Annotated in this window: 12 protein-coding genes; 6 read left to right on the forward strand and 6 right to left on the reverse strand. The window is 65.3% G+C overall.

Going from position 1 to position 16,395, the window contains the following annotated elements; all coding sequences use genetic code 11:
* The 5 genes from glyA (at position 1) to Q4F19_RS13960 (ending at position 4,756) form a co-directional block, all read left to right on the forward strand.
* On the forward strand, positions 1–1,311 hold the full coding sequence (gene glyA / locus Q4F19_RS13940) for a serine hydroxymethyltransferase (RefSeq protein WP_303543524.1): 1,311 nt from the start codon (positions 1–3) through the stop codon (positions 1,309–1,311).
* Between the two features lie 177 nt (positions 1,312–1,488).
* A complete protein-coding gene (nrdR, locus tag Q4F19_RS13945; protein WP_303543526.1) occupies positions 1,489–1,950 on the forward strand; it encodes a transcriptional regulator NrdR in 462 nt (153 codons plus the stop codon).
* Positions 1,951–2,040: 90 nt separating this feature from the next.
* Positions 2,041–3,162 carry a TrmH family RNA methyltransferase gene (locus Q4F19_RS13950; RefSeq protein ID WP_303543527.1) on the forward strand — a complete coding sequence of 374 codons (1,122 nt, stop codon included), beginning with the start codon at positions 2,041–2,043 and terminating at the stop codon, positions 3,160–3,162.
* A 153-nt stretch (positions 3,163–3,315) separates the two neighbouring features.
* Positions 3,316–3,930, forward strand: coding sequence for a 30S ribosomal protein S4 (gene rpsD / locus Q4F19_RS13955; RefSeq protein WP_303543529.1), 615 nt, complete (start codon positions 3,316–3,318; stop codon positions 3,928–3,930).
* A 223-nt stretch (positions 3,931–4,153) separates the two neighbouring features.
* A complete protein-coding gene (locus Q4F19_RS13960; protein ID WP_303543530.1) occupies positions 4,154–4,756 on the forward strand; it encodes a PEPxxWA-CTERM sorting domain-containing protein in 603 nt (200 codons plus the stop codon).
* A gap of 93 nt (positions 4,757–4,849) precedes the next feature.
* Here Q4F19_RS13960 and Q4F19_RS13965 read toward each other — a convergent pair whose 3' ends face one another.
* A complete protein-coding gene (locus Q4F19_RS13965; protein ID WP_303543532.1) occupies positions 4,850–5,281 on the reverse strand; it encodes a DUF5990 family protein in 432 nt (143 codons plus the stop codon).
* A gap of 26 nt (positions 5,282–5,307) precedes the next feature.
* Positions 5,308–6,591 (reverse strand): APC family permease, encoded by a 1,284-nt coding sequence (locus Q4F19_RS13970; protein WP_303543533.1) that lies wholly within the window; start codon positions 6,589–6,591, stop codon positions 5,308–5,310.
* A 355-nt stretch (positions 6,592–6,946) separates the two neighbouring features.
* Here Q4F19_RS13970 and Q4F19_RS13975 point away from each other — a divergent pair, with 355 nt between their 5' ends.
* The gene (locus Q4F19_RS13975; RefSeq protein WP_303543534.1) at positions 6,947–9,844 is read left to right on the forward strand and encodes a TonB-dependent receptor domain-containing protein; all 2,898 of its coding nucleotides are present in this window, start codon (positions 6,947–6,949) and stop codon (positions 9,842–9,844) included.
* Positions 9,845–9,911: 67 nt separating this feature from the next.
* Here Q4F19_RS13975 and Q4F19_RS13980 read toward each other — a convergent pair whose 3' ends face one another.
* From Q4F19_RS13980 to Q4F19_RS13995, 4 genes are all read right to left on the reverse strand, one after another.
* A complete protein-coding gene (locus tag Q4F19_RS13980; protein ID WP_303543536.1) occupies positions 9,912–10,091 on the reverse strand; it encodes a hypothetical protein in 180 nt (59 codons plus the stop codon).
* 35 nt (positions 10,092–10,126) lie between these two features.
* Positions 10,127–11,275: a PepSY-associated TM helix domain-containing protein gene (locus tag Q4F19_RS13985; RefSeq protein WP_303543537.1), complete on the reverse strand. Its 1,149-nt coding sequence runs from the start codon at positions 11,273–11,275 to the stop codon at positions 10,127–10,129.
* Positions 11,276–11,296: 21 nt separating this feature from the next.
* The gene (locus Q4F19_RS13990; RefSeq protein WP_303543539.1) at positions 11,297–13,444 is read right to left on the reverse strand and encodes a TonB-dependent siderophore receptor; all 2,148 of its coding nucleotides are present in this window, start codon (positions 13,442–13,444) and stop codon (positions 11,297–11,299) included.
* Between the two features lie 324 nt (positions 13,445–13,768).
* The gene (locus tag Q4F19_RS13995) at positions 13,769–16,381 is read right to left on the reverse strand and encodes an AAA family ATPase (protein WP_303543541.1); all 2,613 of its coding nucleotides are present in this window, start codon (positions 16,379–16,381) and stop codon (positions 13,769–13,771) included.
* Positions 16,382–16,395 lie beyond the last annotated feature (14 nt).

Below are 16,395 nucleotides of genomic sequence, written 5' to 3' on the forward strand. Positions count from 1 at the left end.
ATGAGCACCCAGCCCGCATCCGTCTCCGTCCAGCCCGACGGCTATTTCACCCAGTCGCTCAAGGACAAGGATCCTGCCGTATTCGGCGGCATCAGCCAAGAAATCACGCGCGAGAAGAAGCAGATCGAGCTGATCGCGTCCGAGAATATCGTCTCGAAGGCGGTGCTCGAGGCGCAGGGCTCGGTCTTCACCAACAAATATGCCGAAGGCTATCCCGGCAAGCGTTATTATCAGGGCTGCCACCCGTCCGACGTCGTCGAGCAGCTCGCGATCGATCGCGCCAAGGAGCTGTTCGGCTGCGGCTTCGTCAACGTCCAGCCGCATTCGGGCGCGCAGGCCAATGGCGCGGTGATGCTCGCGCTCACCAAGCCCGGCGACACGATCCTCGGCATGAGCCTCGATGCCGGCGGCCACCTCACGCACGGCGCGCGCCCGGCCATGTCGGGCAAGTGGTTCAATGCGATCCAGTATGGCGTCACCCGCGACACGCACCTGATCGATTATGATCAGGTCGAGGCGCTCGCCCGCGAGAACAAGCCCAAGCTAATCATCGCCGGCGGCTCGGCCTATCCGCGCCATATCGATTTCGCCCGCTTCCGCGCGATCGCGGACGAGGTCGGCGCGATCTTCATGGTCGATATGGCGCATTTCGCGGGCCTCGTCGCCGGCGGCACGCACCCGACCCCGTTCGGCCACGCGCATGTCGTGACCACGACCACGCACAAGACGCTGCGCGGCCCGCGCGGCGGCATGGTCCTCACCGATGACGAAGCGATCGCCAAGAAGATCAATTCGGCCGTCTTCCCGGGCCTGCAGGGCGGCCCGCTGATGCACGTCGTCGCCGCCAAGGCGGTCGCGTTCGGCGAGGCGCTCCAGCCCGATTTCAAGAACTATGCCGCCGCCGTCATCGCCAACGCGCAGGCGCTCGCCGCCCGCCTCAAGGCACGCGGCGCCGAGATCGTCTCGGGCGGCACCGACACGCACCTCGCGCTGGTCGATCTCTCGCCGCTGGGCGTCACCGGCAAGGATGCCGACGAGGCACTCGAGCGTTCGGGCATCACCTGCAACAAGAACGGCATCCCCTTCGATCCGCTCCCCCCGGTCAAGACGTCGGGCATCCGCGTCGGCTCGCCCGCGGGCACGACGCGCGGCTTCGGCGTGGCCGAATTCGAGGAGATCGGCGACATGATCGCCGACGTGCTCGATGGCCTGCGCAAGAATGGCGAACAAGGCGACGCGCAGGTGGAGCAGGCCGTCAAGACGCGCGTCGAAGCCCTGTGCGACCGCTTCCCGATCTACCCGGAGCTGTAAGGCACACCGCCTTCAGGCACCTTATATCCGTTCCAGCCCTTTACCCGCTCATCCTGAGGAGCCATTGAGCTTGCCGAAATGGCGTCTCGAAGGACATGCACCACGGTGCGGATCCTTCGAGACAGGACTTCGACAAGCTCAGTCCTTCCTCAGGATGAGCGGTGGGTATGGAATTCGATGCGCTGCCCCTTCTGCGGACACTCCGATAGCCAGGTGAAGGACAGCCGCCCCGCGGAAGACGGGGCGGCGATCCGTCGCCGGCGCCAGTGCGAGAGCTGCGACGCGCGCTTCTCCACCTTCGAGCGCGTCCAGCTGCGCGAGTTGACCGTCGTCAAGAAGGACGCGCAGCGCCAGCCCTTCGACCGCTCCAAGCTGGAACGCGCCATCGAGACCGCCGCGCGCAAGCGCCCGATCGCGCCCGAGGAGATCGAACGCCTCGTCAGCCGCATCCAGCGCCAGTTCGAGACGAGCGGCGACAGCGAAGTCTCGGCGACGCGCATCGGCGAGGCGGTCATGGAAGGGCTCAAGCGCCTCGACAGCGTCGCCTATATCCGCTTCGCCAGCGTCTATAAGGACTTCCGCGAAGCCAAGGATTTCGAGGACTTCGTCGGCGCGGTACAGGCGGCGCGGGAGGAATAGGCGCCCCCTGCCCCACCCCCCACAACTCCTCCTCCCGCTCATCCTGAGTAGAGACTGAGCCCGGCGAAGGCTCGTATCGAAGGACAGGCCGTGACCTTCCAAGCCTATCTTCTCCGCTGCGCCGACGGTCGCTATTATGTCGGCCATACGGACGATCTCGACCGCCGGGTCGCCGAGCATAATTCCGGGCTCATCCCGGGATATACGCAGATCCGCCGCCCCGTCGCGCTCGTCTGGACAGAGAATTTCCCCGATCGCGAGCAGGCCTTCGCGGTCGAGCGCCAGATCAAGGGTTGGTCGCGCGCGAAGAAGGAGGCGCTGATCGCGGGCGACTTCGGCGCGCTCCGTGATCTGGCCAAGCGGAGGGTCCTTCGAGACGCCACTTCGCCAAGCTCAGTGGCTCCTCAGGATGAGCGGGTCGGCGACTCTTTGTCCGCTCTTCCTGAGGAGGGACTGAGCTTGGGCGAAGGCCCGTCTCGAGGGACCCCCGCCATCGTCCTCGTCCGCCCCCAACTCGCCGAGAATATCGGCAAGGCCGCGCGCGCGATGCTCAATTTCGGGCTCACCGATCTGCGCCTCGTCACCCCGCGCGACGGTTGGCCCAACCCACAAGCCGGCCCCGCCGCCTCGGGCGCGGACAGCGTCATCGCCAACGCCCGCGTCTATGAAAGCGTCGCCGAGGCGGTCGCCGATCGCGCGCACGTCTTCGCCACCACGGTGCGCAAGCGCGGCGTCACCAAGCCCGTCGTCACCCCCGAACAGGCCGCGAGCCTCGTCCACACCGAGCCCGGCGGCAGCGCGATCCTGTTCGGCCCCGAACGCTCGGGGCTCGAGACAGACGACGTCGCGCTCGCGCGCACGATCATCACCGTGCCGATCAATCCCGAATTCGGCAGCCTCAACCTCGCCCAGGCGGTGATCCTCGTCGCCTATGAATGGTCGAAAGGCGAAAATCTCGCCTCGCCCCCCAGCGTCGACATCGATCCCCCCGCCCCGCAAGGCGAGCTCGAAGGCATGCTCGCGCAGCTCGACGTGATGCTGGAAGACTCCGGCTTCTTCTTCCCGCCCAGCCGCGTCGCGACCGTCAAGCGCACCTTGCGCACGATGCTGACCAAGCCCGCCTGGAACAGCCAGGAGGTGCGCACGATGCGCGGCGTCCTCTCCGCGCTCGATCGCCCGCGGCCCCGCCGGGGCGAGACCGCCCAAGATTGACTCGCTCCGCCCCCCTGTCTAAGGGGCCGCCTTCGCAATTGGCTCCGCACCCCGGTGAAGCGGCGGCCCTGTCCTCATCTCGGTGAGCAAAGCAGCGCGGTTCCGGGACATATCGCGGGCTCGCGCCCGCACCACGCAATTGAAGGACATATCATGTCGAAGCGCAACAGCGCCAAGTACAAGCTCGATCGCCGCATGGGCGAGAACATCTGGGGCCGTCCGAAGTCCCCGGTGAACAAGCGCGAATACGGCCCCGGCCAGCACGGCCAGCGCCGCAAGGGCAAGGCTACCGATTTCGGCATCCAGCTCAAGGCGAAGCAGAAGCTCAAGGGCTATTACGGCGACGTCACCGAGAAGCAGTTCAAGAAGGCCTATGCCGAGGCGGACCGCATGAAGGGCGATACCGGCCAGAACCTGGTCGGCCTGCTCGAGCGCCGCCTCGACGCGGTCGTCTATCGCGCCAAGTTCACGCCGACCATCTGGTCCGCGCGTCAGCTCGTCAATCACGGCCATGTCCGCGTCAACGGCGTCAAGTGCAACATCGCGTCGCGTCTGGTGAAGCCGGGCGACGAGATCACGCTCGGCACCAAGGCGCAGGAAATGGCGCTCGTCATGGAAGCCCAGGGCCTCTCCGAGCGCGACATCCCCGAATATGTCGCGCCCGACGGCAGCGCCAAGGTCACCTTCATCCGCGTCCCCACGCTCGATGAAGTGCCCTATCCGGTGAAGATGGAGCCGAACCTGGTCGTCGAGTTCTACTCGCGCTGATCGATCGGCAACGACGAGAAAGGGGGCGGTGCCAGCGATGGCGCCGCCCTTTTTTCATGCGCCGCTAAGCCGTGTCCGATCGGCGCGCCTTTGCCGCCCCGCGCACTTTGTTCCCTATCAAATATTTGAAAAACTTATATTCTCACCGGGGACCTAATAGTTAACGGTGCGTTTACCTTTTTCCGTTCCGGCCATTTCACCCGGGCGGCAAAGGGAATCCCATATGCGCCGTAACCGTATCGTATCCGTATGCCTGCTCGCCGGCGCCACGCTCGTTCCGGCTTTCGCCGCAGCGCAGGCCGCTCCCGTCATCGTCACCCTGAATTCCAGCTTCGCCGCCGCCCCCGCGACGATCGATTTCAGCGGCAGCAGCTTCACCTTCAGCTCGACCGGCGACATCTTTGCCCCCGTCGCGCTGCAGACGTCGGGCGGCGGCGCGGTCAGCGCCTTCGGTGGCTTCCTGGGCATCCCGGTCTCGCCGACGACCGACTTTCCGGGCCGTGGCTCCGGCATCCTGACCTATGGCCCGGGCATGCAGTTCGCCGCGTTCCCGACGACGACGACCATTCCCTATTCGAACGGCGACAATTATCTCGGCCTGCGCGCGACGCTCAACGGGCTCGATTATTACGGTTACGCCTTTACCACCGATACCAAGCTCAACAGCTTCGGCTTCGAGACGACCGCGAACACCGCCTTCACGATCAACACCAACGCCCCCGCCGCCGTCCCCGAGGCGGCGACCTGGGCGATGATGCTCGTCGGCTTCGGCGCGATCGGCGGCGCACTGCGTCGTCAGCGCGCGCCCAAGGTCAACTTCGCCTGAGATCGGCCTGAACCTGGTTGCACGCCCGCTCCGTCGCGGGCGTGCAATGCGGGAGATCTGGGTCGGCAACTCGCGCCGGCTTCTTGGTCCGCGTCAGCGCGCCGCGATGCGCCGGCCGGTCGGCCGCAACGTCCCGCAAGCCGGCGTCCCGTCTTTGCCGGTGCCGATGATCGTCGTCTCGATCACCCCGTCGTCCCTCGCCGCCCGATCGAGCAGGTCCGCGTCGATATCGTGGATGTCGATCTTCATCCGCCGCGACCAGGGCGAAGCGGGATCGCCCGCCAGCGTCCCGATCCTTATATAGACGAAGCGCCGCACCGGCCCCTCGCGCCGCACCTGATCGCCGAAGAATTTGGGCCCCGGCCCGACGCGCACGGCAAAATCGAACACCAGCGGCTCGCCCTCGCGCGACGCCTTCGCATCCAGCGGCAGATCGTCCTTCTCCTGCAGGCTGTACAGCACGCCGATCACCGGCTGCTCGATCGAGATCCGCATCGGAATGACGATCTGGTCCGCTCGCGCCACGCGCCGCCCCCCTCGCTACGCCGCCTTCACGCCGCCCGCTTCGGCCGCATCACCGCGAACAATGCGAGGCTTCCCACCGTCACCGCGACGAAGCCGACGATGTCGCTCGTCTTGCCGATCACGACGAGCACTATCATCGCCACCATTCCCATCCACGCCGCCGGCGTCAGCAGGCGGAAGGCGAGCGGCTGGCCCGAGACCGCGATCCCCCGCCGCCTGAGCGACAAAGCCGCCGCGCAGGCGAGGAAATAGATCCCCGCCGTCGCCAGCGTCGACAGGATCGCCAGCCCCTCGAACGTGCCCGTCACCGCGAGGAAGAAAGCGAGCCCGGTATGGAAGAGGATCGCGACATGCGGCGTCTGCCACGTGGGATGCACCCGCCCGAACACCGCCGGCAGCAGCCCGTCGCGCCCGAACGCGAACAGCACGCGCGGCGCGCCGAAGATGTCGCTCCCGATCCACACGAGCCGCGACAGCGCCGCGCCGAACAGAAGGACGATGCCCAGCGTCGGGCTCACCGTCGCCATCGCATCGGCGAGCGGCTCGGCCGATCCCGCCAGCGCCGGCCCGAGCAGCCCCTGCGCGACCAGCTGGATCGCGATGTAGAGGAACGGCACGAACACCATCGCCAGCATCGTCGCCTTGGGCACGGTCCGCGCCGGATCGGCGACCTCGCCGCTCGCCGCGAGCGGCGTCTCCATCCCGCAAAAGGCGAACAAAGCCAGCTGCACCGCCGCGCCCAACGTCAGCAGATCGAGCGGCTGCGCAACCACGTCGGTCGCGGGCGGCCTGTGCCCCGAAAGGATCGCGAAACCGCCGACGATCAGGAACAGCCCGAGCGGGATCAGCTTGATCACCGTGCCGCTCGCGATGATCCGCGCCGCCAGCCCCACGCCCAGCAGATTGACCGTCGCGATCCCGCCGAACATCGCCAGCAGCATCGCGATGCGCGGCCCCGGCCCGGCCAGCGCGGGGGTCAGCGTCGCGATCCCGTCGCAGAAAGCCGCCGCGATCCCGCCGCACGCCAGCACGCTCGCCAGCCAGATATAGATGCCGCACAGGAAGGCCCAGCGCCGCCCGAACGCGGCCTCGACCGTGCCGTAGGCACCCCCGCTCGTCGGCACGCGGCTGCCGCTCTCGGCGAAGCAGATCACCACCGCGCCCATCACCAGCGCGCAGCCGAGATAGACGAGCAGCGTATAGGGTCCGGCCGAGGCCGCCATCGACTTGGGCAACGTGAAGATGCCGCCGCCGACGACGCCGTTGACGATGCTCGCCGCCAGCGCCCAGGTGCCGACCCCGCGCCGCAACCCCTGATCGCGCGCGACCTCCTCGCGCCCGATTGCCGCCGTTCCCGTCCCAAGACCCGCCAGCGTCGCCCCCTATCGCTTTGGAAACGCGAAGGTGCCCGAGCCGCCCTGCGACTGCAACAGACTTGGGCGTCCGGCGCTTTCGACCTGCCCTTGACGATGCGTCGGAACGCCATGCGATGGCGAAGCCGGGCAGGCTGTTACCCGCGATGTCCCGCACGGATTTCCGGCGTTCTCCGTCCTGTTGCAGGAACGAAACACTTTTGAAACAATCGGCGATGGCCCCGTCGCCCCGGTTGCGCCGCAGCAAGAACGCGGACCACAATTAACCATCAGGTCGGACAGGGGACACGTCATGAACCGCAAGTTTATATTGCGCAGCTATATCGCGCTTTCGGCACTCGTTCTCGGAGCGCCGGTCACGCTGCACGCGCAGGCCGTCAGCATCGGCGGCGCGACGCCGGCCGGCGACAGCGGCGCGGACGATGCCATCATCGTCACCGGATCGCGCATCCGCCGCGATCCGCTCGACAACAGCTCGCCCGTCATCACGCTCGATCAGAGCAGCCTGGCGCAGACGGGCCTCACCTCGGTGGCGGACGTTCTCCAGCGGTTGCCCAGCGCCGCCGGCGGCCTGAACACGAAGGTCAACAATTCGGGCAATATCGGGAATCCGCAGGATGGCGGCGGCGTCGGCGCCGGCACGTCCGAGATCGATCTGCGCTATCTGCTCGCCAAGCGCACGCTCGTGATGGTCGATGGGCTGCGCTATGTGCCCGCGACCGCAGCGAGCGGCATCCCCTCCACGGTCGATCTCAACAGCATCCCGGAAAGCCAGATCGAGCGGATCGAGGTGCTGCAATCCGGGCAATCGCCGCTCTACGGCTCGGACGCGATCGCCGGCGTCGTCAACATCATCACCAAGGCCTCGCAGGATGGCCTGCGGGCATCCGCCCAGTACGGCAAGTTCCGGGCCGGCGACGGCGCCACGCAGGATTACAATGTCAGCTACGGGGTCAAGGGGCCGACCACCTCGATCGTCATCGGTGGCACCTATGTGAAGCAGGACAAGGTCTCCACCGCCGATCGCAGCATCTCGCAATTCCCCAATCCGGGCCAGACGAGCTGCACCGATCCGATCGGCGGCTGTTCGTCCGGCGCGGTCAACGGCCGCATCGTCTTCAATCCCGGCAATCCCTCCTTGCCGGCCGGCGGCAGCATCACCGTCCGCAATGCGCCGCTTACCTCGCGTGGTGTTTACGATCCGACGCTCGTCGGCGGCAGCTTCCGCGCCTTCACCACGGCCGACCGGTTCAACTTCTCGCCGTTCAACTATTTCCTGACGCCGTCCGAGCGCTTCGGCGGCTTCCTGAGCGCCAAGCAGGAGCTGGGCAGCGACATCAATCTGCGCGTGAAGGCGGTCTATAACCGTCGTAACTCGCAGAACCAGGCAGCCTTCCTGCCGCTGTTCGTCGGCCCCGACGCGGGCAACGGCAATCTGCTCGATACCGTCTCGATCGATGCGACCAACCCGTTCAACCCGTTCGGCATCACGCTTTCGTCCGGCGCGAACGGCACGCCCGCCACCTACAGCTTCATCGGCCGCCGCCTCGTCGAGGCCGGTCAGCGCACCTACACCCAGCATGTCGATACTTGGTCGACGACGGGCACGCTCGATGGCAGCTTCGATGTCGGCGCGCACAAATTCTACTGGGACGTGAATGCGGTCGTCGGCCTCAACGACGCCCGCCAGACCTTCACCGGCAACGTCAACGCCGCCAATGTCGCGCGTGCTCTCGGCCCGGTCGCGGCCTGCACCGGCACCTGCGTCCCGCTCAACATCTTCGGCGGCGCCGGTTCGATCACGCCCGCCATGCTCAACTACATCTCGTTCATCGAGCGCGATACGAGCTACCAGCGCCTCTATGATTACACGGCGAACCTGAGCGGCGATCTGTTCAGCCTGCCCGCCGGCAATGTCGGCGTCGCTCTCGGCTATGAGCATCGCCTCCAGAAGGGCGGCTTCACCCCCGATCCGATCATTCAGGCGGGCCTCGGCGCGGACATTCCCGCGCAAGCCGCGAGCGGCAAGTTCAACACGGACGAAGTCTATGGCGAAATCCGCGTGCCGATCCTGAAGGACGTGCCGTTCTTCCGCTCGCTGGAAGCCGACGGCGCCGTCCGCCACTCGAGCTATTCCACGAGCGGATCGAGCACGACCTTCACCGGCACCGGCCTGTGGAAGCCGATCGACGACCTGCTCCTGCGCGGCTCCTATGCCGAGGGCTTCCGCGCCCCCAGCATCGGCGAGCTGTTCGGCGCGCAGTCGCGCACCGATGCGCCGATCGACGATCCTTGCACCAACGTCGCCGGCTCGCGCTTCCGCGCCTCAGCGACCGTCCGCACCAACTGCATCGCCAACGGCGTCCCGGCGAGCGGCAGCTATGCCGAGCCGCTGGGCGGCCAGATCGGTACGCTGACCGGCGGCAACAACGCGCTCACTCCCGAGACGTCGAAGACGTGGCTGTTCGGCGGCGTGTACAGCCCGCGCTGGGCGCGCGAGAGCGGCTTTGCCAGCCAGCTGAGCATCGAGGCCAATTATTACGACATCAAGGTCAGCGGCGCGATCGCGGCGATCAACCCGCAGGTGACGCTGTCGCGCTGCGCCGAACTCGGCGATCCTGCCGCCTGCGGCAACGTCGTCCGCACCGCAAGCGGCATCATCTCGCGCGTCGTAGGGCTTTTGCAGAATATCGGTGAGATCCGCACGCGCGGCATCGATCTGACGGTCACCTATCGGACGCCGGAGACGAGCGCCGGCATCTTCGGGCTGACTCTGAACGGCAACCACCTCGCCCGCTATACGGAGAGCTTCCCCACCGCCGATGGCGTCACGACGATCAGCTACAAGGGCACCACGCGCGGCTTCCCCGATCAGTCCTATCCCAAGTTCAAGGGCAATGCCGTCGCCAGCTGGAGCCTCGGCGATCTGGGCGCGTCTTTCACCGGCCGCTACATCAATCACGTCGCCGAGGCCGATGGCAGCCGCCTGCGCAACACCTTCTACGGCGACGTCCAGATCGTCCTCACGCCGAGCTTCCTCGACAAGAAGTTCGATTTCACGATCGGCGTGATCAACGTCTTCAACCGCACCCCGCCCGCCTGCACGAGCTGCACCGGCCCGAACTACGATCCGACGACCTATGACGTGCCCGGCCAGTTCGGCTATCTGCGCGTCGCCTACAAGATGTGAGCCGCGCGGGGCCGGGACGGTGCCGCACGGGCGCCGTTCCCGGCCCGCCGGTCACGGAGCGGCCCGCTCAGCCTGCCGACCAGCCCCGCCACGCGGCGATCATGATCGCCAGCGTCGCCCCGAGCGTCACCCACGACACCAGATCATAGGCGCCGTCGCCGATCAGCGCCGCGACGAGCCCCACCGCATTGGCCAGCCCCATCACGATCGGCCAGCGGAAGATGCGCCACCCGCTCTGCGGCGCCACCGTACGGGCTGGCGGGCGGGAGGTCGCCTCCGGCCTCACTCCGCGGGCTCCAGCGCACCGCCGGTGCGCAGCTCGGCCACCCGCCGGTTGAGCGGCGTCCGCCGCTTGCCCAGCCACAGATACAGGCCGCTCACCAGCACCACGATCGCCGCGATATCGAGCAGCGCCCAGATGATCTTGAGCGGCAGCCCGCCATAATCGCCGAAGTGGAGCGGCGCCGACAGGAACAGCGCCTTCATGTAGAGCGGCATCTGCCGCAGGTCGGTCAGCCGGCCCGTCTCGGCATCCACCATCGCCGGGTTGATCAGCCGCGCGGTCAGCGGCGTATTGCCGGCCAGCGCGACCATATAATGGTGCTTGGTGCTGTAGGTCGTTCCCGGCCAGGCGACGAAGCTGACGCGCGCGTTGGGCGCCGCCGCGCGCACCGTCGCCACCGCTTTGTCGATCGAGGCGAGCCGCTCGGGCGGCCTGGCATGCGCATAAGGCGCGGACATTTCGCCCAATTGGTCGGCCTGCCAGATCATCGTGATCGGCACGGTCATCGTGATGATGAAGCCGGTCAGCCCCACCACCGCGACCCAGCCCAAGGTGACGATCCCCACCATATTGTGCGTATCGAGCCATTTGAGCCGGCGGCTCCTGTCCTTGCGCACTGTGCCGAAGCGCAATTTGCGCATGAACGGCGCGTAAACGACGACGCCGGACACCACCGCGACCAGGAACACCACGCCCGTCAGCCCGAGGAACAACTGCCCCGGCAGGCCGAGCAGCAGATTGGCGTGCAGATCGAGGATGAAGGCCATCACGCCCTCGTCCAGCGGCGGCGTCTCGATCCGCGTACCGCTGCGCGCATCGAACAGCTGATATTTCATCTGCGCGGGGCTGGCATCGTAGGTCGGGCCGACCGTCACGTAGAGGAGCGGCTTGTCCTCGTCCCACGTCAGATACAGCATCTTCCAGCCGGGCAGCTCCGCCACCGCGGCGGTCGCGACCTTGTCGAGATCGAGCCGCGCGCCGGCCGGCGGCGCGGCCAGCACCGGCGCGCGCGTCGCCTCGTCGATCTCGTGCGCGAAGATCAGCGGCAGCCCGGTGAGGCAGAACATCAGCAGGAACAGCGTGCAGACGAGGCTCGTCCACTTGTGGACGAGATACCAGCCCCGCGTCGCAGCTTGCGAAAGCGCCATCGCTCTAGCCCGTCCGTCCGATCAATATGTCCACGAGACCGTGCCCAATATCGTGCGCGGCGCGCCATAATAGCCCTGGTCGAAGTTGAGCGCGGTCAGATATTTCTTGTTGGTGACGTTCTTCAGATTGACGCTCACCGCCACCCGCTCGCTCAGCGCATAGCGCGCGAGCAGGTCGAGCAGCGCATAGCCGCTCTGCGTGATCCGGATCGGCGCGCCGGCGGGCGTCACCGTCCCCGGCTCCAGATAGATCCGGCTCTGATATTGAAGCGCCGCGCCGACCTTCAGCTTGGCGAACGACGGCGGCGAGTAGCTCAGGTTGAGCCGCCCGGTGTTGCGCGGCACGAAGGTGCGCACCGGCTCCTTGTCCTCGCCGCGCACGCGCATCAGCGTATAGCTGCCCGTCGCCTGCAGCCCCGGCACGAGCTGCCCGCCGAATTCCAGCTCGACGCCCTCGCTCTTGGCGTCGACGCCGCGATAGATGGTCTGGCCGATCGTCGGATCGAAGCCCGCGCTCTCCGCCGTATTGTCCTGCCGCGCCTGGAAGACCGCCGCGCTCGCATGCAGCCGCCCCTCGAACCACTCGCCCTTCAGCCCGCCCTCGAGATTGGAGCCCTTGATCGGCGGGAGCAGGTTGCGCGCGCCGTTGGTTTCGGTCTGCGGCTTGAAGATCGAGGCATAGCTCGCATAGGCGCTGATATTCGCCGTCAGATCGAGCGTCGTCCCCACGAACGGCAGGAACCGGTTGCGCGTATAGCTGGTGTCGACCCCGTAGGAATAACCTTCGCTCACCGCATGCGTGTAATTGCCGCCGACCATCACCTTCAGCGGATCGGCGAGGTTGAGCCGGAGCAGCCCGTACACGCTCTCGCGCCGCGTATGCGTGTCGGTGCTGGAGGCGCGGCTGCCGTCATAGGTCGTCGGGAAAGCGGGCCGCGGGAAACTGCCGTCGAACGCGTTCTCCACCGGCAGCGCCACGCCCACCGTGCTATAATCGTAGCTGGAGAGCTGGCGATATTGCTCGGCGCCGCGATTGACCCCGATCATCACGTCATGCTCGCGCCCGAACAAAGCGACCTTGCCGCCGACATAGGCGTCCAAAGTCAGGTTGCGCGTCTTGGCGAGGAAGGCGCCGGGATAGGTGTAGATCCCCGCGGGGCTGGCCGGATCGAGGCTGATCCCGCCCGGCGAGGTCCGGTCCGGATTGCCATAGACGTAGAACAGCTTGTTATCCTCGTCGATCGCGCGGCGGATCACGCTTGCCTTGGCGATCCAGCCATTGCCGAAGCTGTGCGTGACATCGCCGAAGATCTGCCGGTCGATCACCCCCCAGCCCGCCCAGTCCGGCCCGGTATTGGCCGAGCGGTCGAGCGGGATGCGCGTCCCGTCCGTATAATAAAGCGGCAGCGCGCCCCACATCGCGCCGTGGCTCTGGTGGTTCTGATAGCCATAGCCCGCGCTCGCCACCGTATTCTCGCCCAGATCCGCCTCGACGATGCCATAGCCCGTCCAGCGGCGCAGCGTGTAGCGATCGAGATAGGAGTCGTTGTCGACGAACGCGCCCACCGCGCGCGCGCGGATTGATCCGTTGGCGGTGATCGGCACGCTCAGATCGGCATCGAGCCGCTTGTTGTCGTAGGAGCCATATTGCGCGCTGGCCGAGGCCTGCAGGTCCGTCGTCGGCCGCTTGCGCACGAAGTTGATCACCGCGGAGGGATTGCCCGTCGAGGAGAGCAGCCCCGGCGCGCCGCGCACCACCTCGATATGATCGTAGATCGCGGTGTCGATCGAGCCGACCTGCACGCCGAACGAGAAAGGCAGGCCGACCCCGTCGATCTGGAAGGTCTGGATGTCGAAGCCGCGCGCCGAATAATAGAAGCGGTCGGTCTCCTGCGCCTGCACGTTGATGCCGGGCGCGGTCGCCAGCAGCGAATTGACGTCGTTGAGCTGGAAATCCTGGATCTGCGCGCGGGTGATGACGCTCACCGATTGCGGCGTCTCGCGCAGGCTGAGCGGCAGCCGCGTCGCCGTGCTCTGCGCCTTGGTCGTATAATCGTCGCTCCCCTCGGTGCGTCCGGTGACGACGATCTCCTCGCCGCGGACGGGATCTGCGGCAGCATCGGCCGCGTCCGGAGCGACAGCGGCGAGCAGGGCGACGAGGGCGATCATGCGAAGTTCCTTGGGTGGCAAAACGATGCCGCCCCGATACGGCGCTCACATGATATTGCAAGTCGTTATCAATATCGGCCTGTCCCGCACTAGCGTGTTTGTGCACTAGCTTTTTTACATGAGGCCGTGCATCGGTCGCCGCACCGGGGGAAAATGCCGCGTTTCGGACGTTTCCTCTCGTTGGCGCGATCCGCCAACCAAGCTGGGCAGTCGCCCGACGAAATTGCGCGCGGGCGACAAGGTATTAGCCTCTCACCCGGCCGGGGCGGTACCCGCATTGTTGACAAGCGAGAACGTGACGAAGCAAAAAATAAAATTATACGATTATGCGATGCTCGCCTTCGGCGGCTGTTCCATTTCCTTGCGGCGTTCGCTCGCTGCCAACGACTTCTTCTTGTGCGTTGCAATGAATCCTCTAAGTTCAAGCAAATCAGAATTCATCTGCTTCTTGTCTGGTGTATCCAACTGCTTTGCAGCAGGCTGATCATGACCTGATCGCCCAGAAGCGCGTTTCATAGCAAAAAATATCTTGCGGTAGTCTGCATCATCGACATCGACCATTTTCAGACTTTGGGTTTTAACATCAGTCCCAAAACGCTCAACAACGCCCCCCAAAACTATTTCCTCCACCGCACGCTCCCAAGTTTCCCTTAGATCAGTGTAAAATTGCTTGGCGAGGATACGCGATTTCTCGCCGTCGGCCGCTACGCTATCGGGCATCGCGCTCAACTGAGCCTCGAGCGATCGCTCTCGTTCGCGCACTTTCTTGGCAATCCAAGGCTGATCGTTGACTGAGACGAAGCCAAAGCCGGCTCCCGACTGCTGGATCATGCAGGGAAGCGCCGGCACTTGGGGATCGCGATCCGCGCAGGCGCGAATCACCTCTTGGTAAAACAGCAAGTTATGCGTGAAGATGATAACCTGCCGACCGCATGCAGCTTCGGCCACGAAGCGGTTTGCAACCCGTCGGATGCGCTGGTGGTCTAGGCTGGTCACCGGATCGTCAACGATGATCGCACCCTTGCTCTGGCTTACGTGCGCATCTGCCAAAAAGCACGCGATTGCGAGCGCCCGCTGCTCGCCTTCGCTAAGGACAGTCGATTTCTTCGCGCGACCTGCACTGTCGAGCGCCACCTCAAAGAAGCTCTTACCCGACGCGCTCTGCTCAGTAAAACGAAGCGGCACATGGTCTAATCCAAGCGCGGAGATTTCTCGCTCTATCCGACTACGCAACTCTGGCGTCACGAGTTCACCCCGCAATGAGGAGGCGAGCAGCGAAATTGGACGAGTGCTGAGCGCAGTCACGCAGCCCAGATAGCGTTGGCGGTCGGCGAGGCCGTCGCGCCGAGCAACAATGATGTCAATGCAGCCGGCGAGGGCCTCGCGGTCGCGTAACTCCTGCTCCAACGCCACCGCTGCCGGATCGGCACCGCCGTCTCTCTCTAGTATCTCCGCACGCAACACGAGGTCCTGAGCAGCTTGGGAAAGCGCAACGATTGGGGCCATATTGGGCAAAGTCACGACTGCCGGTCCGCCCGCTAAGTGGGCCACAAGATGCTGGCGGTGCTCTAGTAGGGCGCGCAAAGTCTGCGCCGCGTCGTCCACGATCGCGCAGAGAGCCTCGTCGTGCGAGCGATGCTCCGCGAGCGCTTGAAGGACATGCTCCTCGGTATCGATATTAAGCCCTTTTAGCGAAGCGATCCTGGCATCAATTTCGCGCTTAGTGACCTCGACCGCAGCCGCAGCTTCGCCGGCAATATAAGCGTCAAACGCAACCATTCGGTCGCGAGCGTCTTCATCGAGGGGACGTTGGCAGAGCAAGCAGGGGTCGCCAATCTCGAAAGCGCCGTTATCGGGTACGACGTCCGCTTCGGCTGCAAATTTACGGGCGAGGAGAAATAATTGTTTCCATGTTTCACTCCCGGTGCCAGCGATCGGGAAACGGCCCGCCTGTTCGCTTGCAAACGTCTCGGCGGCCGCGCGTGCTTCAGCAGATCTTTGTACTAGCTCGGAGTCTCGATCGATCTGCTGCCTGCCGAGAGACGCCATTACCGCAACCGCCTTGTCTGCGAGCAGCTTGGCCGGCTCGCCGAGGCGACGGAGGATCCGCGCCTGAGCCGCCGGCCCTTTCGCGAGCCGAAGGCGAACATCTGCGAGCTGATTAGCCGCAGTGTCGTCCCAAACGGCGGCCGCGCGCAATCGCTCGACCGCCGGAAGCCTCGCGAGCGGTGTCTCTGTGGTCAGCAGGGCAACAAGTTGTCCGACAGAGGTGTTCGGACCGAATTGGGCACCAAGTGAAACACCATGTGCAATTGCCAGTTGATTGGCGGCGATCTGGCACCGCTCCGCGGCAAGAACATAGAGTTGCCCCAAGATAGTGAGGCATCTCACCTCGGGAGGTAAGAACAATATCTCCGTCTTGTCCTCCAAATAGGCTCGCGCATTAGCTGTGTCGAGGAAGGTCATGTGGGTACAGACATCAGGCAGCGCCGAACCTTCGACCCATTGATGAGGGATCGGCTCGCCCTCGCCATTTCTCACGGTGAAGGTGACTGTCGGTGCTACTCCGCTCGGCGTGAATACATTGCCCTGAAGTGTGATCGGCACTCGCGACGTGCAAAGGCGACGCGCAGCACGCGCGTAGCCGCTTTTGCCCGAGCCATTCTCTCCAAAGATAATTGTTAGCCCCTTGAGAGCAAACTTAAGCACCTGTCCCGGCGCAAGCCTATCGACATGATCTAAGGGACCTATCGAGCAAAGCACTGGAATTTCGGCGCCGTCGACGACCGCAGAAAGGCAGGTCTCTTCAAAGGCGATGCATTCCAAAAGGGTGTCGCCTCCTAGTCCTAGTGCTGCTTGGACCCTTAAGGCGATGGAATCGGCATCTTCGGCCGTTGCAACACCTGCCACCGCCGCCCGACGTAACGCGTCACTCACCCAAGCGTCCTGCC

The sequence above is a fragment of the Sphingomonas natans genome (assembly GCF_030546695.1).
In the GTDB taxonomy this organism is placed as follows: Bacteria; Pseudomonadota; Alphaproteobacteria; order Sphingomonadales; family Sphingomonadaceae; genus Sphingomonas_I; species Sphingomonas_I natans.